Origin of the sequence: Pseudobacter ginsenosidimutans (assembly GCF_007970185.1) — a bacterium.
Taxonomy (GTDB): Bacteria; Bacteroidota; Bacteroidia; order Chitinophagales; family Chitinophagaceae; genus Pseudobacter; species Pseudobacter ginsenosidimutans.
Window position 1 is genome coordinate 7,091,792 of sequence record NZ_CP042431.1, and the last position, 22,949, is coordinate 7,114,740.

At 47.2% G+C, this 22,949-nt stretch carries 18 protein-coding genes; 10 read left to right on the plus strand and 8 right to left on the minus strand.

From position 1 onward, the window contains the following. Nucleotides 1-66 precede the first annotated feature (66 nt). From FSB84_RS27625 to FSB84_RS27640, 4 genes are all read right to left on the minus strand, one after another. Entirely contained in the window at nt 67-1,602 is a 1,536-nt protein-coding gene (locus FSB84_RS27625; RefSeq protein ID WP_130544205.1) for a RagB/SusD family nutrient uptake outer membrane protein, read from the minus strand. A gap of 24 nt (nt 1,603-1,626) precedes the next feature. Beyond that, nucleotides 1,627-4,713, minus strand: coding sequence for a SusC/RagA family TonB-linked outer membrane protein (locus FSB84_RS27630; protein ID WP_130544206.1), 3,087 nt, complete (start codon nt 4,711-4,713; stop codon nt 1,627-1,629). A 173-nt stretch (nt 4,714-4,886) separates the two neighbouring features. Then, the gene (locus FSB84_RS27635; RefSeq protein WP_130544207.1) at nt 4,887-6,623 is read right to left on the minus strand and encodes a tetratricopeptide repeat protein; all 1,737 of its coding nucleotides are present in this window, start codon (nt 6,621-6,623) and stop codon (nt 4,887-4,889) included. A gap of 271 nt (nt 6,624-6,894) precedes the next feature. Next, nucleotides 6,895-7,170, minus strand: a complete 276-nt coding sequence (locus FSB84_RS27640) for a hypothetical protein (RefSeq protein ID WP_130544208.1) — start codon at nt 7,168-7,170, stop codon at nt 6,895-6,897. Nucleotides 7,171-7,544: 374 nt separating this feature from the next. Between FSB84_RS27640 and FSB84_RS27645 the strand changes: the two genes are divergently transcribed. The 3 genes from FSB84_RS27645 (at nt 7,545) to FSB84_RS27655 (ending at nt 10,325) form a co-directional block, all read left to right on the plus strand. Continuing rightward, entirely contained in the window at nt 7,545-8,033 is a 489-nt protein-coding gene (locus FSB84_RS27645) for an asparaginase domain-containing protein (RefSeq protein WP_127132568.1), read from the plus strand. Nucleotides 8,034-8,359: 326 nt separating this feature from the next. Continuing rightward, nucleotides 8,360-9,919 carry an FMN-binding glutamate synthase family protein gene (locus tag FSB84_RS27650; RefSeq protein ID WP_130544209.1) on the plus strand — a complete coding sequence of 520 codons (1,560 nt, stop codon included), beginning with the start codon at nt 8,360-8,362 and terminating at the stop codon, nt 9,917-9,919. A gap of 13 nt (nt 9,920-9,932) precedes the next feature. Beyond that, nucleotides 9,933-10,325 (plus strand): GreA/GreB family elongation factor, encoded by a 393-nt coding sequence (locus FSB84_RS27655; protein WP_130544210.1) that lies wholly within the window; start codon nt 9,933-9,935, stop codon nt 10,323-10,325. A gap of 51 nt (nt 10,326-10,376) precedes the next feature. Here the strand turns inward: FSB84_RS27655 and FSB84_RS27660 are convergent, their stop codons facing one another. The 3 genes from FSB84_RS27660 to FSB84_RS27670 form a co-directional block, all read right to left on the minus strand. After that, nucleotides 10,377-13,121, minus strand: a complete 2,745-nt coding sequence (locus FSB84_RS27660) for a CHAT domain-containing protein (protein WP_130544211.1) — start codon at nt 13,119-13,121, stop codon at nt 10,377-10,379. Between the two features lie 36 nt (nt 13,122-13,157). Beyond that, nucleotides 13,158-15,155 carry a PKD domain-containing protein gene (locus tag FSB84_RS27665; protein WP_158644159.1) on the minus strand — a complete coding sequence of 666 codons (1,998 nt, stop codon included), beginning with the start codon at nt 15,153-15,155 and terminating at the stop codon, nt 13,158-13,160. 118 nt (nt 15,156-15,273) lie between these two features. Then, the gene (locus FSB84_RS27670; protein ID WP_130544213.1) at nt 15,274-16,221 is read right to left on the minus strand and encodes a hypothetical protein; all 948 of its coding nucleotides are present in this window, start codon (nt 16,219-16,221) and stop codon (nt 15,274-15,276) included. A 117-nt stretch (nt 16,222-16,338) separates the two neighbouring features. Between FSB84_RS27670 and FSB84_RS27675 the strand changes: the two genes are divergently transcribed. From FSB84_RS27675 to FSB84_RS27705, 7 genes are all read left to right on the plus strand, one after another. Beyond that, nucleotides 16,339-16,899: an RNA polymerase sigma factor gene (locus tag FSB84_RS27675; protein WP_130544214.1), complete on the plus strand. Its 561-nt coding sequence runs from the start codon at nt 16,339-16,341 to the stop codon at nt 16,897-16,899. A gap of 1 nt (nt 16,900) precedes the next feature. Then, the gene (locus FSB84_RS27680) at nt 16,901-17,659 is read left to right on the plus strand and encodes a hypothetical protein (protein ID WP_130544215.1); all 759 of its coding nucleotides are present in this window, start codon (nt 16,901-16,903) and stop codon (nt 17,657-17,659) included. A 181-nt stretch (nt 17,660-17,840) separates the two neighbouring features. Beyond that, nucleotides 17,841-18,278, plus strand: coding sequence for a CBS domain-containing protein (locus FSB84_RS27685; RefSeq protein WP_130544216.1), 438 nt, complete (start codon nt 17,841-17,843; stop codon nt 18,276-18,278). A 97-nt stretch (nt 18,279-18,375) separates the two neighbouring features. Continuing rightward, a complete protein-coding gene (locus tag FSB84_RS27690; RefSeq protein WP_130544217.1) occupies nt 18,376-18,615 on the plus strand; it encodes a hypothetical protein in 240 nt (79 codons plus the stop codon). Nucleotides 18,616-18,762: 147 nt separating this feature from the next. Beyond that, complete coding sequence (locus FSB84_RS27695) at nt 18,763-19,245, plus strand: hypothetical protein (protein WP_147122408.1); 483 nt, start codon at nt 18,763-18,765, stop codon at nt 19,243-19,245. Nucleotides 19,246-19,256: 11 nt separating this feature from the next. Beyond that, on the plus strand, nt 19,257-19,787 hold the full coding sequence (locus tag FSB84_RS27700) for a glycosyl hydrolase family 28-related protein (RefSeq protein ID WP_147122410.1): 531 nt from the start codon (nt 19,257-19,259) through the stop codon (nt 19,785-19,787). An 86-nt stretch (nt 19,788-19,873) separates the two neighbouring features. Further along, a complete protein-coding gene (locus FSB84_RS27705) occupies nt 19,874-21,655 on the plus strand; it encodes a glycosyl hydrolase family 28-related protein (protein WP_225980126.1) in 1,782 nt (593 codons plus the stop codon). Nucleotides 21,656-21,707: 52 nt separating this feature from the next. Here the strand turns inward: FSB84_RS27705 and FSB84_RS27710 are convergent, their stop codons facing one another. Beyond that, entirely contained in the window at nt 21,708-22,814 is a 1,107-nt protein-coding gene (locus FSB84_RS27710; protein ID WP_130544219.1) for a TlpA family protein disulfide reductase, read from the minus strand. Nucleotides 22,815-22,949 lie beyond the last annotated feature (135 nt).

The window sequence follows — 22,949 nt, forward strand, 5'->3', positions numbered from 1 at the left end:
TCACATGTAATGCGGGAAAAGAAGCGCGCGACCTGTTTGCCGGGCCACGCGCTTTCAGAAGACTGCCTAGTAACCAAAGTTCTGATCCAGTAAAGGATTGGCGTTTCGCTCCGATTGAGGGATTGCGAAACGCACATGCTTTTTGTCATCAAAATTATTGGCGAAAGGCTTGTTATGATTGCTGAGTGTTGTTTTCACGGATTCTTTGGCAATATTGCCACGGCCCCAGCGAACGAGGTCGAACCAGCGGATGCCCCATTCCATGCTGAGTTCTACGGGACGCTCATGGTGACGGATCTGCGTACGCAGCTGGTCTTTGTTGAAGGTGCCGGTTTCAAGCTCTTTGGCATGACTACGGGTGCGCACTTCATTGATCAGTCCGATGGCATCATCTGTTTTGTTGTTCTCGTTCATCGCTTCGGCCAGCATCAACAGTACATCTGCATAGCGGATCACGTTGATGTTGATACCAGTGTAGTTCCCTCCCCTGTCTGTGGGATAAGTGTACTTGGTGAAATAGTAAGGCATGCGCAGATCATCCTTCACTACGGAATAGGGAACCAGGTTAGCAGGAACACTGAGATCGTACATGGAAGAATTGGGATCATCGAAGAAGATGCTGCCATATACGCGGTCACTGTAGCCGCCGCCAGGTTTCTGATCTTTTTTAAATTCTTCGAAGAGCCAGTCGGAAGGCGTCATTTCATCCCAGCCATCGAGGGCGGCAGGACGGAGCTCGAAATTGAAAGGGTGACGTTCATCAGTAACCGTACGATCGCCGCTGAATTGAATTTCGAAAATAGATTCAGGGCCATTCTCGGATTTGCCATTGAAATTATCAACATAATTGGGCAGCAGGCTGAACTTATTGTACAGTTCGTTGAGCTTGGTTTCGGCATCGGCCCATTTTTCCTGGAAGAGATAAGCCTTGCCCAGCAGGGCTTTGGCAGCGTAACGGGTAGCTCGGCCCTGCATGTCGTTATCGTTATAATCCAGTGGCAGTACAGCTTCTGCGTCTTTCAGATCTTTTTCGATCTGAGCCCAGATCTCTGCTGGTTTCACCTGCGGAACACGCAGTTTGGTGATATCCTTTTCAAAAGTGAGTACAAGGGGAATGTTCTCGAATCCGTTCACGAGCGTGAAATAATTCAGTGCACGCAGGAATTTTGCTTCACCGATCACCTGTGCTTTTTCTTCATCGGTCATGTCTCCGATGCGCGGCACATTTTCGATCACCTGGTTTGCGCGGCCGATACCTGCATAGCAGGTTGCCCAGATATTCCAGGTAGAGCTTTCTTCTGGTCCGTTGATGAATGCTGCGAGCTCTTTTCCGTAGGGTTCATTTTTATTGTTGTCCACTTCATCGCTCTTGTAAGTGAGACCAACATATACCTGTTCGAAGAATGTCCACATGGAACCATCATGTCCCTGCAGGGCAGCATAGGCAGCAGTGATACCCCATCTGGCATGATCGCGTGTTGACCAGAAAGTATTTTCGTTGAGGCTTTGTTTATCCTGAAGGTCCAGGTATTTATCGGAGCAGGCATTGAGGCTCATTGCGCTGATACCGATGCCCAGCAATACCATTTTATATTTTTTCATTTTTCTCTTTTTTGAAGGTTAGCATTAGAATCCGAGGTTGATACCTGCCACAAAGGAGCGGCTGAGAGGATAATAACCCCTGTCTACCCCGCGGCTGAAAATGCCTGTGCTGGTAAGATCCGGATCAAAACCTGTGTAATTGGTGATGGTGAACAGGTTGTAGGCGCCTACATAGATGCGGAGCTTGCTGAGGTATGCTCGTTTCAGCAGGTCTGACGGCACCGTATAACCGATCTGGATATTGCGAAGGCGAACGAAAGACGCATCTTCCAGGAAGTAATTGCTCACGCGCTGGTTGAGGTTCACATCGGAGTTGGAGACGCGGAACACATCGGTATTGGGATTATCCGGCGTCCAGGCATTGCTGAGGTCGGCAGAACGGAAAAAGCGATAGAGGAACATCTTTGCTCCATTGTACATCTTCAGTCCTTTTTTGCCGTTGAAGAACATGCTCAGATCCCAATTCTTATAGGAAGCATTGAAGTTGATGCCAAAGTCGAGATCAGGAAGTGAACTTCCCATCAGCACTTTGTCTCCATCATCCAGGGTTCCATCATCATTCACATCCACAAATTTCAGGTCGCCGGGTTTGGCATTGGGCTGTAGCAGTTCACCATCCTTGTTTTTGTAAGCTGCGATCTCTTCCTGTTTCTGAAAGATGCCGGCTGTCTGGTAGAGATAGAAACTTCCGAGAGGAATTCCTTTTTTGGTGATGGTAGTGGTGCGGTTGGTGTAATCAACAGAGCCATCCTGGATCACGCCTTCATCGTACCCGAGACGGATGATCTTGTTCTGGCTGTGCGAAACGTTACCGGTAACATCGAAAGAAAATCCTGAAGCATTGGATTGACGGTAGGTGAGCGACAGTTCCCAACCTTTATTCTCCATGGTGGCGATATTGGTGAGCGGGAACTGTGTAATACCGGATGAAGACGGGATGGGTGTTTCAGCCAGCATGTCTTCCGTGCGGGATTTGAAATAATCGAAACTACCGCTCAGCCTGTTCTTCAGCAGGCTGAAGTTCAGACCGGCATTGAAAGTTCCGGTTTGTTCCCACTTGATATTGTTATTGGCGAAGGCATTGGAGATAGCGCCGATGTATACCTGCTGACTGGCCTTGGGCCCGAAAGGATAATTCAGCACATTGCTGCTGCCCAGCAGGTAGATCCTGGCCAGGTACTGGAAGTTGGAGATATTCTGATTGCCCACGATACCATAGCTCACGCGTGGTTTCAGCTCATCGATCCAGGAAACCCTGAACCAGTTTTCCTTGTGCATATTCCATCCGGCAGAGGCAGACCAGAAAGTTCCGTAACGATGTTCTGGTGCAAAGCGTGATGATCCGTCGCGGCGGATGCTTCCCTGCAAAAGATATTTATCGTTGTAGCTGTAGTTGAGCCTGCCGAAGAAGGATTGCAGCGTGTTGCTGAAATTCCATCCATTAGCGCGGATATAATCGCCGGAACCCTCGATGATGAGGCCACTCAGCGCTTCTATCAGCGGGCTGCTCAGGTGATTGCCCGCACCGCTTGTGCCGGTGCTCACTTTTTTCTCACGAGAGAATCCATACATGGCTTTGAGGGTGTGATCGCCAAAGCTCTTCTCATAGTTGAGTAAATGCGTGAATACGGAATATTCTATACGTCCCCTGGATTCGGAACGGCTCGGGAACTGGTTGAATGCCTGAGCCCCGAAATCATATGCCTGTGTTTGCGAATACTCATACTGGTTAGTAAAGTTCTTTCCTACATTGAGGGTGTAAGACAATCCTTTCCACAATTTGAGATCTGCGCTCACGTTGATCTGGAGATAATCATCATTGCTCCGGTTGTCTGACAGCATGCGCTCACCAACAGGGTTGCCGGAACCAAGCTCTGCTTCAGGTTTCGCATAACCATTAGGGGAAGCGGGATCGTAGATGCGGATATGCGGCAGGGCTTCGTAGAGATACATGATCTCAGAATAGCCGGCATTGCCATCGGTATTGGCGTCTCCGAAATTCTTGTTGTTGAATTTGGTATAGCTGAGGATCGGCGAGATCTTCAGGCGGTTGTTGAGCAATTTGATATCGCTGTTGAGGCGGACGTTATCGCGTTTTGCGCCGGAATTGATCACGGTGCCATTATGCTCCCAGTGGCCATAGCTCAGGCGGTAGCTGATCTTGTCGGAACTTCCGGAAAGGTCCACATCATATTTCTGTTCAGTACCTGTTTTAAAGAATGCATCCTGCCAGTTGGTATTGCCGTATTTGTTATCATCCATTACATACACGGGAGGCGTTCCATTATCGTTGGCATATGCCTGCCTCACCACTTTGTTCATGGATACTTTATCCAGCAGATCGATATTGTTATTGAGTTTGTGCTGCGCGAAGAAGCCGCTGAAGTTCACTCTGGGCTCGCCGCCTTTTCCTTTTTTGGTGGTGATGATGATCACACCACCGGCAGCGCGTGCACCGTAAATAGTGGATGCGGAAGCATCTTTCAGGATATTGACACTTTCAATATCATTAGGATTTAGGTCGTATGAATCATCCTGGGGGATACCATCCACCACGTAGAGTGGTTTATCGTTATTGATACTGTTCATGCCGCGGATAACGATAGAGGGATTACCGGCAGGGTTACCCGAACCGGAGGAGACGATCACACCGGCGGCCTGTCCCTGCAACATCGTACCCAGGTTGGCAGTAGGTTGTTTTTCCAGGTTTTTGGCGTTCACAGTGGAAATAGCTGCGGTAAGGTCGCCTTTTTTCTGGGTGCCATATCCTACCACAACCACTTCGTTGAGGTTACTGGCGGAAGCTTCGAGACTTACTTTGATCTCTTTTTCTTCGGTGATCTTTATTTCCGTGGATGCATATCCAACGGCGGTGATCACCAGGGTGGCATTTTCAGGAACGCTGAGCTGGAATTTTCCGAGCGCATCTGTCTTCGTTCCGCGGGTGTCTCCTTTCACGGAAACGGAAGCCGCTTCTACGGGATTACCATTTTTGTCGGTCACCACACCTTTGATGGTCCAGTCGCGGGGCATAGCGGAAGCGAATAGCCAGCCTGCCAGCAGAAGGCATATTAGCGTCAATTTCTGTAGCAATCGTTTTAGCATTTGCATGTTGCTTTTTTTGAAGTTTAATTGTCTCAAAAGAGAGTCCTTAGGGGATTTGAATTGGTGCAATGAAAATACCCCGGACTGTTCTGAAACCCTTCAAAACAGCATCTACACAAGCCTTCAGAGTACCTCTATTTGACCTCTACAAGGCAGAACAGCATTTGATAATCAGCTACTTAAAATTGCTTAAGGAATTCATTGAGGTTATCGCCATGTTCCAGGCTGAACTGTTTGCGCAGGCGGTAACGGGCCATTTCGGCGGACTTTACGGAAATATTATTGAGTGAAGCGATGTCTTTGATGGAAAGATTCAGCCGGATCTGTGCGCAAAGTCTTCTTTCATTTTCGGTTAGCTCGGGATATTTCTTCAGGAGGTTAAAGAAAAAGTCTTTGTGGATTTCGTCTACCGATAAATTGAAATCCTGCGCGTCTTTGTTGATGTCGAGATCGTGCTGGAATTTCTGGATCATCTTATTGAAGCGGGTCAGGCTTTCCTTCTTCCCCTCCCCTTCCAGTTTCAGATCGGACAGATCTTCGATGAAGCTACGCACCATTTCATTCCTTTGTGAAATGAACAGGGCGTAATTCTTCAGTTCTGCATCCTTGTACTTAAGCTTATCCTGGAGCGCGGCTTTTTCCAGGAGGGTATTATCGAGGTCTTTACGGATCAGCGCCTGTTTGATCTCTTCCAGCTCTTTTTCCTTTTTCTGTTTTTGCCTGAGCTTCGAGTAGAAAAGGAGACCGATGATAATGATCAGCACAATGCAAAGGGCCAGTACATTCCGCTGAAAGGAACGCAATTGTTTTTCGGCAGCCAGTTCCCTGATCTCTGTTTCTTTTTCCTGTGTTTCCTTTTTGGTTTTGAGTGCTGCGATAGCATCGCTTTTACTCCTGGTCAGGATCTGGTTGCGCACGCTGGTGTATTCCTGCAGGTCCGTGAAAGCCTGGCGGTAATTGCCCAGGGCCTGGTATAATTGCGAGGAAATGCTGAGGTTATCGAGGATCTTTTCTTTTTTGGTATTGGAAGTGGCGCTCTCGATCATGGTTCTGGACCTTTTCAACATGGCTTCGGCTTCCGGATAATTTTTCAGCATCAGCAGGGAGTAGGCCAGCTGGTTGAGCGTTTCGGCCTGGCTGAGCGGTGTATGGTTCCGGGAGGAATCGATCTCCAGTGCTTTCTGGAAAAAACTTACGGCTTCTTTGTAGCGCCCCCTGGCATTTTCACAGATACCTATATTATTATAAGCAGCGCTGATGGTGCCGGGAATATTTTCTGCGCGGGCCATTTGAAGGCTCTGATCGAAATATTTCCGGGCAGAATCGTATTCGTTCTTCAATTGAAAAACGAGGCCGATGGCGTTGAGCGATGTTGCTTCCTTGCTTCTATTGCCCAGTTTCTGATGGAGGGCCAGGGCATCCCTGTGATATTGGAGCGCGAAGTTGCCGTTCTCGGTATCGTAGAAGATCCAGCCGAGATTGGTATACGCGTTGGCGATATCGGGATCGCTTTTGAGATTTTTGCTGATGTCGAGGGCTGCGAAGCCGTATTCAAGTGCCTGTTCATAGCTATCGTTGTACAGATAACCTTCGGAGAGGTTAAGCAGGGACGCGATCTGTGCAGGCTGATTATTTGTTTTGAGAGATAGCAGGTAAGCTTCATTGGAGTAGACCAGTGCTTCATTGGTGGAATCGCGGTTGAGCCAGAATGCGAGCTGATTGAGGTTTCTGATCTTCTGAGAGTCCGGCAGTCCGGAGATTTTCAAAATTTCCCGCAGGCTGTCAACGCGCCGGGCCTGGGGATAAGCAATGGACAGGAGCGCCATGCATCCGGTGATGAGTGCGATGGCACAGCGGGCATAGCGCCGCAATTGCAGGGACCGGAGATCCGATATGGCAGTCAGACTATTCAGCATTCAGTTGAGGGGTAAGTTGCACACAATGAATTATGCATGTCTACCGGCTGCAATATTAATGAATTCCCGGAACTGAATGAGGATGTGGCAGTCACTCGCCGGGAGGCGAGCGACTGCCACATCCTGTAAAAACAAAACAGGGGCCGGTAACCGACCCCTGTATCTTTTTTGTAAGGCTACTAATCGTTCGCGTTTGCCGGCGCTTCCGGTCGCCGGAGGATTTGGTCAATGGTTAAGATTGGTGCGAATAGTTCTTTGTACTAACGGTGATCTATATGCTCTTTTGCTTTTTTTGCTGCAGGTATTGCTTGTACGCAAGTTCAAAGATCTTGCGTTCATCCAGTTCGAAGAACTTGCCCAGCAGGAACAGGTCCTTCAGAGTAAACCTTTCAATACGGTTCATGAGCATGGTGAAGCGGATGTTCTGTTTGCCTAAATCCGCTGCCACTACACTTTTTGGGATGATACGGAACATTTCATTGAATAAAGTTATCTGTCCGCTTTCCACCATCAGTTTAACTGCTTTGTACCTTGGATCTCTTTCCATAGTCTGTTGAGAAATGTAAAGAAAGCCATTAGTATGAAAAAGCAACTGCATTATGACCTTTAGTACTTTATTTCGGTACCGATCGAACCAGTGAATGTTCATTTTTATACTTTTTTTGGAATAAAAAAGTGGAAATTCTGTTTCTGCCCCTCATTTCGCATTTGAGAACCCGGCGCTGACTGCTTTCGATTTATCCGCCCCCTTTCCTGAATTTTCTTCGGCAACAACCCCAGTTTATTACAGTTTTTCAAACGAAGGGGCCTTTTGATTATACAGGGGGGCCTAACTCCATGGCTATCAGCAGGGAGTTGTCAAAATCGACTGGACTTTATTATTTCAGTACTTTAATTTTGCCCACCACAAACACCTTGCTCATGTCTATCAGAATCTTCATTACCGGCGGAACCTTCGACAAGGAATACAATGAATTGAACGGAGAATTGTTTTTCAAGGAAACCCATCTTCCTGAAATGCTTCAGCGTGCACGCAGCACGCTGGATACCACGGTACGCACCCTTATGATGATAGACAGTTTACTGATGACGGATGAAGACCGTGAACTCATCGCCCACCAGGTGCGCAACTCTCCCGAAGAGAAGATCGTGATCACGCACGGCACGGATACCATGACCGTTACAGCCAAAGTGCTGGCGGAAAAAGTGAAGGACAAGACCATCGTGATCACCGGCGCCATGATCCCTTATAAATTCGGTTCATCCGACGGGTTCTTCAATCTCGGCGGCGCTATGGCATTTGCCCAAACCTTGCCGCATGGAGTTTATATCTGCATGAACGGAAGATATTTCAACTGGGACAATGTGCGCAAGAACAAACGCACTGGCGTATTCGAAGAATTGCAGTGATCCTTTCCATACAGAAGGTTAAAATCTCCTTAGTAAACAGCCATTCTCTTGGAAGAATGGCTTTAAGGGCTATATTTGTACTACTTGAACAATCCATTCACCATATCATGCAGGCATTCTGTGGCAGTGCGCGTATCACGAAGTACGCAGGCGCATCACTATTGCATCCATGCAAGTGTGAAGAGTCCACGATTTGCACAGAAACTGTATTATTTCTCCTCTTTTAAAGACTTTAATACTTAACCCCCGGCCTGATCTGTTGCAGACCAGCGGACCCGGGGAGCTTTCCTGTACAACATATTTACTTCAGTCAAAATGGTATTGCTATGCCGCGAAATCAATCAAGGATTTCGGCGAGCAGCGGTATTATTGCGCTATTGGCAATTGCGAATGTGGTCCTGCTGCAGGAGGTTTACCTCAGCGGTGAATCCTGGCTCGTATTGCTGGTAGCCCTTCCTTTATTGTTGCTTGCCATTTATAATCGAATTCAGAAGAAGCACGCCGTGCTTCGCAACTACCCGGTGATCGGGTATTTCCGTTACCTCTCGGAAAAAGTGAGGCCGGAACTCAGACAATATTTTTTTGAATCGGACCTGGACGGAAGGCCTTTCAACCGCCGTCAGCGTTCCATTGTGTACCAGCGCGCCAAAAATGAAAAACAGACGGTAGCCTTTGGTATGCAGGCGGATCCCGGTCAACCCGGATTCGAATGGCTGGCGCATTCGCTCTATCCCGTTACTGTACAGGACAAGGATCTCCGCGTTTGGATCGGTAATCACCAGTGTTCGCAACCTTATCATGCCAGTATCCTCAATATCGGCGCCATGAGCTATGGCGCATTGAGCAAAACTGCCGTGGAATCACTGAATGAAGGCGCACGCATCGGCGGCTTCGCTCATAACACCGGCGAAGGCGGCATCAGTAATTATCATCTGATGGGCGGCGACCTGATCTGGCAGATCGGTACAGGTTATTTCGGATGCCGCGACCTGGAGGGTAATTTCTCGGATGATCTTTTCCGTGAGAATGCACAGAAACCGCAGGTAAAGATGATCGAATTAAAACTCAGCCAGGGCGCCAAGCCGGGCCATGGTGGACTGCTGCCCGCATCCAAGAATACGGAGGAGATCGCTGCTATCAGGAACGTGCAACCGAATACCACGGTAGCGTCCCCTCCTGCACACAGCGCATTCAGCAACCCGCAGGAATTGCTTTGGTTCATCGCCCGTCTGCGAAAATTATCGGATGGTAAACCTGTCGGTTTCAAGCTCTGTATCGGCAATACGAAAGAATTCAGGGAGATCTGCCGCGCCATGATCACTACCGGCATCCTGCCTGACTTCATCACTATCGATGGAGCCGAAGGCGGTACCGGCGCAGCACCGCTGGAATTCACAGACCATCTCGGCATGCCGCTGCACGATGCACTGGCATTTGCCAGCCGCACACTGGAAGAATTCGACCTGAAAGATGGGATCCGTCTGCTGGCATCCGGAAGATTGATCACCGGTTTCGATATACTCAAAACATTATCGCTGGGAGCGGATGCCGTGTACAGCGCCAGGGGCATGATGTTCGCACTGGGCTGTGTTCAGGCCCTTCAATGCGACAGCGGCAAATGCCCGGCAGGCGTTGCCACGCAGGACCCGAAACTGTACAAAGGCATCGATATAACGGATAAGAAACAACGCGTTGCCAATTTCCATGGCAACACCATCAAGGCAGTGGTTGAACTGATGGAGGCCTGCGGTTTCAAAACCATCAGCGAAATAACGGCAGACAAGTTCTTCCGAAAAACCGATGCGCTTACCACTCGCAGTTTTGCCGATATCTACAAGCTGCACGAGTCAGCTATTGCCAACAGCAAACATTCATTATTAAACTAAAAATATTACAGCAATGAAAGAATTGATCTTACTGAAAGAAGACGTGCAGTTGCTGAGTTCCTATATCAAGGGAAGCGGGCACCTCAATCTCTTCGATCAAAAAAACGCAGACAAACTGAAAGAGGAACTGAACAAGGGAACAGTATTGAATAAAGAAGAATTCCCTACAGATGTAATTCGCTTAAACTCCACCGTTACCATACAGGACAACCGCACCGGCAAAGTGATAGAACTGATGCTGGTGCTGCCCGAGAAAGCTGCCATCAATGACGGGAAGGTTTCCATTCTCGCTCCTATCGGCACAGCACTACTCGGTTATCGCAAGGGACAGCTTGTAACCTGGAAAATGCCTGCGGGTGAAAAACTGTACAAAGTGATGGATGTGGTGAACGAAGGTTTCGCATGATAGGTGTTTTGTTCATTGTCCGGCCGGTATTGTTTGCAATGCCGGCCTTTTTTATTTGTAGATCTTTTTGAAGAACACCCAGAAGAATATGAACAATGTAAGCAAACATATACCCGCCAGCACCCAGGCAAAAGCCGGCATTTTCGACGGCAGTACAACAGGCTGCAGGTGCCCGCTGTACGTGAATCCTGCCCAATAGTAAGGCAGTTGCAGTATCTGATTGCTGCGATGATTGTGCAGGTATTCCTCTTTTGCTTTGTGCAATGCAGTAGCGGCATTCTCACCATTACCAAGTTGTGTGTAGAACAGCTGCATGATCTCGGCTGAGGCATTGTCGTTCACATTCCACATACCGGCTACCACGCCCCCTGCGCCGGCAGCGGCAAAAGCACGGCTCAGGCTGTTCATCCCCTCTCCTTCCACCAGGTTACCATCACCAGTTCTGCAGGCGCCCAGCCATACCAGTGAAGGTGCGAAATGTTTATACTGAAGGTCGAAAAGATAGAAAGGCTGATCATACAATTGCAAATAGGGAAATGCATTACCGGTTGCAGCAACTGCATGTGCGCCGATATGCAGTACGGCCGCACTGTCCACCTCCTGCTGAAATGCGCTCCAGGTGGCACTTTCATTGGAGTAATATTTTCCTGGGATCTGGTCCTGCAACCATTGCAATTCCTTTTCAACAGACAACACCGGTAATGACAGATTATTGCTTTTACCCACAAACCAGCCGGCAAAATGACCGGCCGGATATTTTGTTTGTTGCTGATCGTACCAGGTTTGAAGACTCCAGGCCTGCGACAATATGGTTTGCCTGAAAAAGAATGGCCAGTTGCCGGCTGATTTACCGGTACAGGATCCTGTTATCATCGCATCGAATGGCAGGTAGCTGAAAATTCCATCGGGAAGCAAGATGCATCGGTCAATAGCTTTCATTTCCAGTTTTCCGAAAATGGTCTGATATAACTGAAAGCTCTCTTTGCAATATTGATCAGGCTGATTGATCATTTCATTGGGGCCGTTGCCAAACCATTTCGAAACGAAATTCAGTACCGGTTTACGGAGACTGTCTGATCCTGCAACCGGCAGTACATCTTTCACGCCTTCATTATCGAAACGGATCAGGTAACTGGTTTGCCGGCCATTGAAAAAACTGATCATCGTCAATCCATCGGGAAGATATTTGTATAATTGCTGCAATGCAGGAACGGTGAGCATTTCAGGAGACGGCGCATTTGTTCTGCCGGTACGTTTGCCCAGCAGTGCCAGTTCATATTCGGCAGTTTGCAACAGCGATTTGATATTGGCCTTATTGTCCTTCCCGGCATCCATCAGCTCGTGCTGATAATAGATCACGGCTTCCTGCAATCTTTTCTGTTGCAGTAAAAGAGAATCGTTTGGCCTGATATTGCTGCGCATTTGCCATCTCATCATTCTTTCATCCTGCAATACCTGTGCTTTGCTCAGTTCGGTGATCAGTAACAACCGGTCTTTATACAGTGAAGAAGAGCTTGTTCCCAAATGCAGTTCCCAGGCAATGGCCATTGCCGCTTCGGAGCGTTCGCGCAATATCTGCATATCCCTGATGCGTGAACTGGTGTAGGAAAATGCTTCGCGTAATTTCCTGGCTGCGCGGAAGACGGCGAAATAATGTTCCAGTGCAATGTCTTTGTATTTCATAACAGCCATCACAGCGGCTTTGCCGGCCAGTGCGTCAGTGAATGTATTCTCGGAGTAGAGCAATGAATCGGGAGGAAGCTGATCGGCGCCGGCGGGCTTCCAGGAAGGCAATAATAATTGAAGCGCCTGCTGATAGCTGTCCAGCGCGGGTTGTGGCTGATTGTAGTGCAGGAGGATATCGCCTGACAACACAGCGAGTTTCGCTTTTTCGCGTTGTTTGGTATCAGGGAAATAGCGGTTCTGCAATTCCATCGCTTCTTTGCAGCGCAGCAGGGCCTGGTCCGGTTGTTTTGTAGCCAGCAGTAATCTTGCATTGAGTTGCAGTGCTGCGGCATACCAGCCGGGCGCCTGTGAGTTGGATTTGTATACTTTACTCCAGTCTTTCAGGTGTTGAATAGCGCGCTCACTGTAGTGCAGGGCGCTGTCAGTTTTGTTTTCCTGCAACATGATATCCGCATAGGTATTCAGGAGCAATCCATAGAGCGCCGTTTGTTCATAGGCGTTATCCAGGCCCAGTCTGCAATACACAGCGGCGTCAGGCAGTTCATTTTTCCATCTTGCACAAGTGGCGAGATTGGCGTATACCCCGGCCATTTCAGCTTCGTTCCCCTCCTTCTTCAGTATCTGTAATGTTTTCAGGTGGATGAAGGTAGCAGCATCATAATCTGCCAGTCTTGTATAATTATTACCAAGCGGCTTGAGCACATATTCCACATATTCATCTGTATCGGCAATGGGATAGGCATCATAGAACTCCATGGCTTTTTCATAAGCCTGGATGCTGGCCAGCATATTACCGGTTTGAAGGAGATTGTAGCCTTGAAGGATGAGCAGGTTGAACCAGGCCTGCCGTTCAGGTAAATTGCGATAACTGCGCCAGGCTTCTTTCTGAGTATTCATCAGAAAGCTGATCCGTGCTGCGGGAGCGGCTTCTGCATAGTCGATTCGCGCATACAACCAGGAGGTGAGATCATCTTTTTGCCGGCTGAGATTTAATTCTGCCTGCACATTTTCAGGTAGCGATGTACTGTCTGCCGTTGCAGCGGCCCTTCCATGAACGGAGAGGCACAGGAGCAGTAATATGAAAGGCAATACGCTCTGGCAGCGGAGCATCAGCGGTGTTTGCCTAAAGATAGGGAGAAAAGCCCATCAGAGCCGCCAGGTGGCAAAAAAGTAAACCCGTTGCTGAGAAGGGTTTATATAATGAAGGAAACGTACGCCCAGCGCAGGTCCCACACGCACCATCCCCAGTTGCAGGTCTGCAAACAACGCTCCTCGCCATTCGGAAAAAGATTCAGTTTTGCTGTTTTTTTCCCCGGACACCAGGAAACTGCTTTGTCCGTTCGGCGGCAATAAAGACGCTTCTTCATAATCGGAGGTCTTGCGGCTCAGTTCTCCCGACACCAGTAATCCGGCGCCGGTTCCGATCCAGGATTTCCAGTTGTACCGGACCTGTATGGGCACAGCTTCGATGCCAAACACCTGTACCCTTTTGTAGAGATCCTTGTAGTCCACTTTATGACCCACCCCATTGTACATCGTGTCCCTGCCAAGGCTTCTCGAAATAAAAGTCTGTTGCTTTCGCGAAGGTTGCAGGTACAGTTCCCATTGCAGGTAAGGCTTCCAGGGAGAATATTCGGAAAGGGTAAAACCAATTGTGTAATTCTCTTTGGGGATGTCTGAAATATTATCACCCAGCGCCATATTGTATCCGACCATGATCCCTGGCGACAATCCCTTCCGGAACCTGCCGACGGAGCGATTGGTAATGATGGGCTCGTTCTTATCAAACACAATGGAAGCGCGGCTTACGAAGGGCAGCTTCTTCATCCCCTTGTTGAAATTGAGCACATATTTTATATATCCCATAGTGGAATCAGGATCGTTTACACCATCCTGTTGTGTTCCGGGCAGGTAAATATTTTTGAAGATGAACTGGATACTGTCCTTCGTCACTAGTGTATCGATGCAGCTTTGGTTGGGATAGGCAGTGGCGCACCAGACACAGGCGGGTTTCATGTCCACCACCTGGAGGGTGGCTGCATTGAGCATACCTGGCAATGTAACAGTAACGGCTATTCGTTTTGCCGGGCCTTTTCCTGTGTTCTGGAAACGGACCTTATACGTGTTATCGCGGTTGCGGGTGGTGAAGCGGTAATTCAGTCTTCTTTTCTTCAATTGCAGTTTATTGGGATCATGCGAGGCCACGATCTGCAATTCCAGGTTGAAGCGTTCGGGTTCCATCGAAGGATCATCGGGAATGAAGAGCCCTGCGATGGTGACCACCGCGTTGGTGTCTTTGATCATCTCCGGGAGTGTGTTGATGGTCACGAACATGAACTTCTCTTCTCCCGGTTTTACATCCTGGATGCGCCAGATCTTGTTCTGGCGGAATTCTGCAGACTCCTGTTTCAGCCAGGCGATCAGTTCCTTTTTCCCTGCAAGCGGATCATACGCATCTCCACTGACGCTGAAAAGTCCTGCCCCGTCTGCATCTCCTGCCATAAAGGTAGAGGGGTCCTGAGGCGCCATGGCGATGAGGGAATCGAAACCGATGGTGGATTCATTGTGATAGGTGCGTGTATCGGCAATATCGAATCCGCTTTGAGTGAATTGTTTTTCGTTGTAGAGCAGCATCACGGAGCCGCTGACGGAACTTACTGGTGCGCCTGGTTTGTTGCGGTACCCAAGCAGCAGCACCATATCCTCTCCGGGCTTCGGTTGTTGATTGGCGCGGATCTCGAGGGAACCATTGCCGGAAAAAAAGGATGGCAGGTTGTTCATGGCCAGCATCGATTTCTTTTTTTCCACTTTTACACGACGGAGTCTTGTGGGCGGCTTCTTGCCATCATCATAATTATTGGTGGCAAAGAGGCGAATGGCATAATCGCCGGTGTCCTTATAATGATGTACAGGATTTTTCTCGAAGGAGTAAGTACCATCTCCGAATTCCCAGAAATAAGTGTAAAAAGCTGCGGGTGCGCCTGCGATCTGGCGGAGCGGACGAAGCACAGCATTCAGTTTTACCTGGTTGCTGTCTATGGCCGGTTCAATTTCCGGGGGGATTGTATCGCTCACCTGCGCAGCCAGTCCTTTCACTATACAGAGCAATACGATCAATACTATTAAGGGTTTGTATGGGATCATATAGTGAATGATTGTAAATGTAATGAAAGAATTGGTATTGCTGTTACAAAGTATCCCGGGCCTGCAGAAGCGGGCCCGGGGAATTTGCGATCGGTGTGTGATTTCAGAGTAAGTTTTCTTAGTTGACAGTGGCCAGGAAGGCGTCCACTTCAGATTGTGTTGCACGATGAATGCTTGCATTGATGTGCTGGTTGGCGCTGATGGTGATCAGTTGTGTTCCGAACTGGAGGTAACCGTCGCTGTCTTTTCCGATGATCACCAGGTCTGCCTGAAGGCCCACCGGCAGGCTGTTCCAATAGCTTTCAAACTTGTTGAGAGAAGTGCTGAAGGGTAAGGTGATCACGGTTTGAATATCCCTGAACACGAGCATCACCTGGAGGTCGTTCACCTGGTTGTTATCCGCAAACACAGGAGAAACGGTAATGGTTGTTTTGGGTCCGGGATCGCTGTAGAAACGGTCGCAGTTCACCCATGTGAAAGCTGGCAGGTTGAAAGAGTAACTGTTGGGACCGTTGCCGAAAGGTGCATAGGGTGCGGGTAACCAGGTGTTGGGATTCTGGAGCGGTTGCTGGTCGCCGCCGTTTTGATCGCGCTTTCTTTCACCCAGAACAAACAGGCCCATATCCTGATCATTCATCACTTTTGGTACTTCAACTTTGATGGCGCTGTCAGGCATGATTCCCAGATCTTTCCCGTCTTTTTGCGCTTTCACCAGCAACTCGCCACCAGACTCCAGTATTGAGCCGTTGGATTCGGTCATAACACCCGAAAACATGACGTCCTTCTTGCTCAATACTTCTTTCAATGTAATGGTAACAGTTCCGCTGACCGGTTGTCCATCGCCGCCCTGTAAGGCTTTGGGAGGAAATACTATTTTAGTTCCCTTTTCACCTACAATGGTAAAGCCCGCTGTGGCGTCACCAGTAAAGGTTTGGGTAGGGATGGCATTTTTTGCGAGGATCTCTTCAGCCCTTACGAAAGCAGGTTTATCATTGTTCTTCTTGCAGGCTGAAAGGGCAATAAGCGCTGCAGCTACGATTGCTGCTGGTTTCAAGGAAGTTTTCATACAATTGATGTTTGATTCACAGGTATATCACCAGGCAGATCTTTTTGTTACCCCCTTTCCCGCAGATTTTTTTATTTTTATTCCTTCATACCATTAATTCATTCGTTTTCATAGCAAATGACCCATCCAGACCAGCGCTATGTGGAAGCGTTACTCCATAATGATACACTTATTGTAAAGGAGATCTACCAGAAATTCTCTGGCAATATCCGCCGCTATATCGTTGCCAACAGCGGCTCGGAAGACGATGCAGCCGATATCATGCAGGAAGCCATGATCGATATCTATAAACAGGCCAGCACACAGGGGCTCACACTCACCTGCCCATTCGAACCCTACCTATTGCTGATCTGCAAACGCAAATGGCTCAATCAACTGAAAAAATCCGGCCGTAACCCGGTAACAAAAGAGCTGGACGATGTATCTATGGGTGAAGATGTTTTTGCATTGGCGGAGCAAATGAAATTGCAGGACAGCCGGATGCAGGTATTCCTGGATTGTTTCAAAACCCTGGGTGACAGCTGCCGGGAGATCCTGCGCAGATGCCTCGGTGGCGGCGACCAGGAGACCATCGCAGCAGAACTCAAAATAAGTTATGGCTATCTGCGCAAGAAAAAAACAGAATGCATGAGCACCCTCACCAAAAACATCCAATCACAATTATCCAAATGGCATTGACATGAAGAGTAAGTACACCATAGAAGATATAGCCCGTTATGCCGAAGGGCTGATGGAGGCCGATGAGCTGCCGGACTTTGAAGCAGCGCTGGCCGGTGATGCTGAACTGCAGCAGCAGTACCAGCTATACCTTGAAGCTGAAAGCAAGCTGCATAAACATTTCGCTTCACAGGAAGGAGAAGAAAAGCTGAAGCTAACGTTGCAGAATATGCGACAAGAATTCTTCTCAGCAGAAGCTCCGGTGAAATCCATCTCTCCCGTACGGAACAAGGTAGTGAAAATGATGTGGCGGAAAGTAGCGGTGGTGGCAGCAGCAGCTGTGCTGGTGGCAGTGTTCCTTTGGCAGCCCTGGAACAGGGACCTGTACACGAAGTTTGCAGATACGGAAATGGTCAGCTCTGTGGAAAGAGGAACACATACAGACAGTCTCCTGGCAAAAGCCACAACGGCTTTCAATGCAAAAGAGTTCTCTTCCGCAGCAGTCTATTTGTTTGAAATTGTTCAGACAGATTCTACCAACAGTTTTGCACAATTCTATTATGGAGTAAGCTTATTGCAATCTGGTAAAACAGAGATCGCACGCGAAACACTCACAAAACTCGCAGCGGGAAGTTCCGCATTCAAATACGAAGCCATGTTCTACATGGCTCTCAGTTACCTCAAAGAAAAGGACGAAACGAATTGCAAAAAATGGTTGCAGCAGATCCCGGCCGAATCGGGCAATTATGGAAAGGCAAAGGAACTGTTGCAGGCCCTGTGAGAAAGATAATGATGAAAAACGGGGTGGCGGCAAAACTGCCGCCTCTTCGTTTTTTTAGTCTTGTAACTACCTGAATCACAAATGGTTCCCGGGGCCGCAAATTGCGGCCTTTTCATTTGTCCATTAGTCTCCTTTTTTGTAATTTACGAGTAACGATTCTTCACCAAAACATCAATGCTGTATGAACAAAAAAGTAACCGACATCTTACTCAGGAAGGGCAGTAACATCACAACCGTTAACCCCGGTACTTCTGTGTTGGAAGCATTGCAGATCATGGCAGACCAGAACATCGGTTCTGTGCTGGTAATGGATAATGGACAATACCTTGGCATCATGACAGAACGTGACTATTCCCGTAAGATCATTCTGAAAGGAAAGTCATCTACCGATACCACTGTGAAAGATATTATGTCATCCGATTTTCCCAGGGTGACCGCTGCTGATTCCATCGATTATTGCATGCAGTTGATGTCCGACAAAAATATCCGGTACCTTCCTGTGTTCGAGCTTGAACAGGTAATCGGTATTATTTCCATCAATGATGTGGTGAAAGAAACCATCCTTTCACATGAGGAGACGATCACACAATTGAAAGATTACCTGCACAGCAGCCGATAAAGATATTATCATCTGCCGCACCCGGGCAGGGAGCCCTCTTGCTACAAGAGGGCTTTTTTATCTCCTTAAACCTTATTCCTAACATAAACTGTTCTCAATGGAACACTACCTGAACAAAAGTGGCAATTCGCCGATCACCCGATTCCTTATCGAAGATGAAAAGGTGACGGTTTGGTACAACGACGACACTTCCTATTCCTATTCTTACCCGCGCGCCGGACAACCCATTGTAGACAAGATCAAAGAACTGGCTGTACTGGGCGAAGGTTTGGCAACCTTTATATCGCAGCAGGCCAAATTCCTGTACGATCATAAAATAGATAAACCGGGTACATGACCCGGTTATTAATTGGCTTCATGTACCAGTTTAGTTAATGAAAGTATAACAATATTGTACAACCGATTTTACGATAAGTACAATTACTTATCAAAACTAAAAAATACCCGAAAAAATAAAACAGATTCCTCTCTCCTCATTTTTTTGATGGCAGATCCTATTAGTTTTAAAATAAAAAATGTCAACAACTTATTATGGAACTTTAGACAATCCCACCCAGGAATATCAGTACAGCCTGGTCAGGTTTTCCCTACAGACAGACAGGGTACATTGGTGGAAATTGACGCTCTTCCTGCGGGCGCATCAGTAGACAATATTTTTTATTTCAACTCTCCAACTGCAGGAAAATTTCTGCAGAGAGTGATCGATGGGGTAATCCGGGCAACTCAATGCGGCGTTTATCCGGGTTCTGATCAAACTTCAAAATTACAGACAGCATTCAATAATGCAGGCATCAAGTTGATTGTGTTGGATAATCCGGAAGGGTCAGCTATTACTATCAACGGTACACTAACAATTCCATCAGGAAAAGTACTTGCTTTTAAGAATGGGAACAAATTGGAAGGCACCGGCACTATCAAAGGAAAATCTCCGCGGATGAATGTGCCAATATTCTATCTCCTACACTAAATCTGAATGAAGTGGAAAGCGAACTTGGTTACCTTCCAGCAGCCTGGTTTGGCGTAGCAGGTGATGGCATTACCGAGAATACCGCGGCATTCAACAAGATCAAGGCTAATGTCAAACATAATCTCGTTCAATTTAGTTTCCCAAAAGGTTCGGACATACTCTTTAATGGTTCGATCGATTTTTTATATGCAAAGACTTTCCGGGTCATGCCGGGAGTTAGATTTACCGGAGACGGCAATCTGATACAGGTAATCTTTGATGCAGGATATACACAGGAAATTTTTGGCCCCGTAATGGATGTATTGTATCCAAGATCTGTAACCGGCATGGTTTCAGTAAAATGGTATGGCTGTAAGGGCGATGGAGTAACAAACGACAACAGTGCAATGGTAAGGGCAATCGGAGTAGCTAATTCCCGATTCATGGATATTTTCGTTCCTGCCGGCAGTTACCTCTTAACAGGGTCTGATATTAATGTATATGGGGCCTACTCCAAAAATTTATTTTTGAAAGCGGTGCAAAATTTACTGGCACGGTTCTGATAAAGCAAGTAATTATTCAGGCGGACTATAATGCTCAAATCGCTGATACGTCTGTATATTTTTCCGATCCAAAACCTTATGCCGGTCTGTTCTCTGTTAGATGGTATGGAGCATTGGGAAATGACTCCAACAACGATACAGAGGCTGTAAACAAAGCAAATCTTGTTCTGGCAGAAAGAGGAAAGCTTTATTTTCCCAGAGGTATATACAGGCTCGATGGAGCATTGATCAACAATGAAGTAGTGGGAGATGGAAGAACAACCACGCTGAAAGCCTGGGACTCCAACACGCAGGTGGTTTTTAAAGTAGGACGACATATAGTAAGTACAGACACGGGCCTTAGAAGCATCGAAAATTTTGTTGTAGATGGAAGCAACGTTGCAATAGGCCTGCAGTTTAATAATGGCGGAGTCAATGATATGTACGCAGGCAGGTGGAGATTCAGAGATATTGTATTTTCACAATGTATACGGTCAATAGACAAGCCTACAGGCAATAGTATGAACATTTTCGATGGCTGTGCTTTCATAGGTTCTGCTTCCACAGATTATCACTACTATGCCCAGGACCTACCGGCCATGCATGCAGGCCTTGACAAATTCTTCAACTGCCGCTTTTTTGGTTCAAGGAAAGCCGCTGCATACATTAATGATACTGAGGGAGGCGGCACCCGATTCCAGGATTGTGTATTTGAATACAATTATGGATTTACCATTTTCATTAAGAAAGGAGGAGTCAAGCACCATGTATTACCTGTGGTGATAGATAATTGCTGGATGGAAGGTAATGCCTCAGGAAGTGTCAACGGCTTTCCTGTAGATATTAACGGAGAAATTTTCACCACCCCCTTCGATTATTATTTTGAAGAATGTAATGCAGTGAAATTACAGAACACTACAATGTGCCGGATTAAACTGGTAAAGAGCGCCGTGTTTGCAGATACTGTTTCATATGGTTATCAACCTGGCAAAGTTGTTGAAAAAGATGCAGACAGTCTCTTTGTTGAAAAAACAAAATTTGGCTGGAACATGACAGATAGCGGAGCTTATCTTGAAGACAAGATCGCTTATGCCTCAGAAACGGGAGGGGCAAGGTTTCGAAGTACATTCCCTGCCGGATTCACTGGAAAAAATATACCGGGAGTACTATTTGCACATAAGCTGGACACTCTAAGCGGCTTCACTCATGGAGGAGCTTTCGACATGAGTCTGCAACAGGATGGCGAGTTGACAAATTCCTGTATAGAGATATCAAATGTTACAGCCAGTGGATACATCACTCCAACTGCCTATACACCAACAGTAGGGAAATATATTGTTGCAGCCATTGGCATGAAACTTATTTCCGGCCCACAAGCATATATGATAGATAATAATTCCAGCATACTACTGGCTCAAACCAGCACAATCGGGCAATGGGAGTATTTTTATACAATTCTCAAACTACAGGGAGCAGGGACCAGAACACTGTATGTTGACGCCGCGAGAAATGCTGGCAGCACATTTCGTATTTCATGTCTGATGTATGTGGAGTTCAACACACACCAGGCAGCAGTCGAGTTTGTGAAGAAAAACATTTTTCCAGGACCTCTTACTTTCCAAAACAGTATACGAACAGTCACTGCCAATTATAGTCCTGTCCCGGATGACGAAACAATACTGGTTAACACCAATTCAGGCAATGTAACTATTAGCTATAATACCACGATGAACACCAAGATTCGAAATATAGTAAATATCGGTACATCTGGTAATCAGGTAACAGTCCTGCCTTCATCCGGTACTATCAATGGCAGCCCCAGTGCTGTTATTGCAGATGGCTTATCACTTAGATTGCAAAGCAATCTCACCGATATCTATTCCTTTTGATTATTTTTAAAAATGGCGCCTTTGTTCAGAAGGCGCCATTTCATATAATGTACTACTTCAATAACCCTTCCAGCGTTGTGATCAAACCTTTCTGCCAGATCGGAGGTCCGAAAGGCTCTGAAGCTTTCGATCCATTGGCTATGAATGCAATCACTTTCCCTTCCTGATCTATCAATGTATAAGCAGGAATGCTGTTCAACCTGAACACTCTGTGCATAGCATCATCCACCTCATCCGCGCCATGCTGCCAGTTGATGCCATGGTTATCGATGGCCTTGCGCCAGCCCTGCTCCTGCTCATTTTGAGTAATTCCAAGAATGCTGAAACCTTTGTCTTTGAATTTCGCATATACTTCCCTGAGAAAAGGGAATTCGCCAACACATGGACCACACCAGGTTCCCCAGTAATCGATCAGTGTCAGTTTGTTCTTTTTTGCAATTTCCCTGATGGAAACAGTATCGCCATCCAGCATCCTTATCCTGAACTCGGGGATCAAAGCCCCTTCACGCAAAGGCTCGGAAAGTTTTTTATTATAGATGGCATTGGAAAGCAGCTGACCATAATAACCCTCACGTGCAACCGGAGACAGTTTCTCAAATGCGATCTTCTTTTCCTCACTGGTCATGCTGGCGCTCTGCAACAGGATCAGCGGGAGATAAAGATTATCAGGATGTGCGGTGGCATATTTGGTAATGCCGGTGCTGATGGCAGCCCCTTTTTGATTCATGATTTTGTTTGAAAGATAGGTTTGAAAATCCGTCATCTGCACAGTGCCCCTGGAGCCGCTCACTTTTACTTTGGGCCATTCCTCCATGGCGCCACGAACACTGATCTTTTCCTTGTTGCAGATCAGGAGCGAAGCTGAGCTATTTTTTCCTTCGATAGTGAGAATGAATAATTTCCCTTCGTAGACGATCGCCTTGCTGAAGCTTGCTTTTTCACCACTGGCGGTTGTTACGGCAATTGTATCCCTGTATTTTGATCCCGGTTTTTCCAGGTCTGCATCTTTTTTGGCAATCAGGTATAATCTTGTTCCATCCGGAAGACCTTTCAGGTTGATGGAAACAGTAAACCCATCCGCCTGCGGAGAAAGCGGGGTATTTGCGGATGCCGCATTCACCAGGAAAGGAATGCAAAAGGCCAAATGAAATGCTTTCATGACTTTTGATTGATTGGGAATAAAAAATAGTTACAACAATAATTTGCTGTAATGATCAAAAGAAGCACTGAAAGAAAAAAAAGATTTTCGATTCACCCTGTCAAAAAAATGCCCTCCGGAATCCGGAGGGCATCG

Excerpts from the sequence above, each read along its gene's own strand:
- FSB84_RS27625 (WP_130544205.1), bottom strand. The coding sequence starts at position 1,602 with ATGAAAAAATATAAAATGGTATTGCTGGGCATCGGTATCAGCGCAATG.
- FSB84_RS27630 (WP_130544206.1), bottom strand. The coding sequence starts at position 4,713 with ATGCAAATGCTAAAACGATTGCTACAGAAATTGACGCTAATATGCCTT.
- FSB84_RS27635 (WP_130544207.1), bottom strand. The coding sequence starts at position 6,623 with ATGCTGAATAGTCTGACTGCCATATCGGATCTCCGGTCCCTGCAATTG.
- FSB84_RS27640 (WP_130544208.1), bottom strand. The coding sequence starts at position 7,170 with ATGGAAAGAGATCCAAGGTACAAAGCAGTTAAACTGATGGTGGAAAGC.
- FSB84_RS27645 (WP_127132568.1), top strand. The coding sequence starts at position 7,545 with ATGTCTATCAGAATCTTCATTACCGGCGGAACCTTCGACAAGGAATAC.
- FSB84_RS27650 (WP_130544209.1), top strand. The coding sequence starts at position 8,360 with ATGCCGCGAAATCAATCAAGGATTTCGGCGAGCAGCGGTATTATTGCG.
- FSB84_RS27655 (WP_130544210.1), top strand. The coding sequence starts at position 9,933 with ATGAAAGAATTGATCTTACTGAAAGAAGACGTGCAGTTGCTGAGTTCC.
- FSB84_RS27660 (WP_130544211.1), bottom strand. The coding sequence starts at position 13,121 with ATGCTCCGCTGCCAGAGCGTATTGCCTTTCATATTACTGCTCCTGTGC.
- FSB84_RS27665 (WP_158644159.1), bottom strand. The coding sequence starts at position 15,155 with ATGATCCCATACAAACCCTTAATAGTATTGATCGTATTGCTCTGTATA.
- FSB84_RS27670 (WP_130544213.1), bottom strand. The coding sequence starts at position 16,221 with ATGAAAACTTCCTTGAAACCAGCAGCAATCGTAGCTGCAGCGCTTATT.
- FSB84_RS27675 (WP_130544214.1), top strand. The coding sequence starts at position 16,339 with ATGACCCATCCAGACCAGCGCTATGTGGAAGCGTTACTCCATAATGAT.
- FSB84_RS27680 (WP_130544215.1), top strand. The coding sequence starts at position 16,901 with ATGAAGAGTAAGTACACCATAGAAGATATAGCCCGTTATGCCGAAGGG.
- FSB84_RS27685 (WP_130544216.1), top strand. The coding sequence starts at position 17,841 with ATGAACAAAAAAGTAACCGACATCTTACTCAGGAAGGGCAGTAACATC.
- FSB84_RS27690 (WP_130544217.1), top strand. The coding sequence starts at position 18,376 with ATGGAACACTACCTGAACAAAAGTGGCAATTCGCCGATCACCCGATTC.
- FSB84_RS27695 (WP_147122408.1), top strand. The coding sequence starts at position 18,763 with ATGGCAGATCCTATTAGTTTTAAAATAAAAAATGTCAACAACTTATTA.
- FSB84_RS27710 (WP_130544219.1), bottom strand. The coding sequence starts at position 22,814 with ATGAAAGCATTTCATTTGGCCTTTTGCATTCCTTTCCTGGTGAATGCG.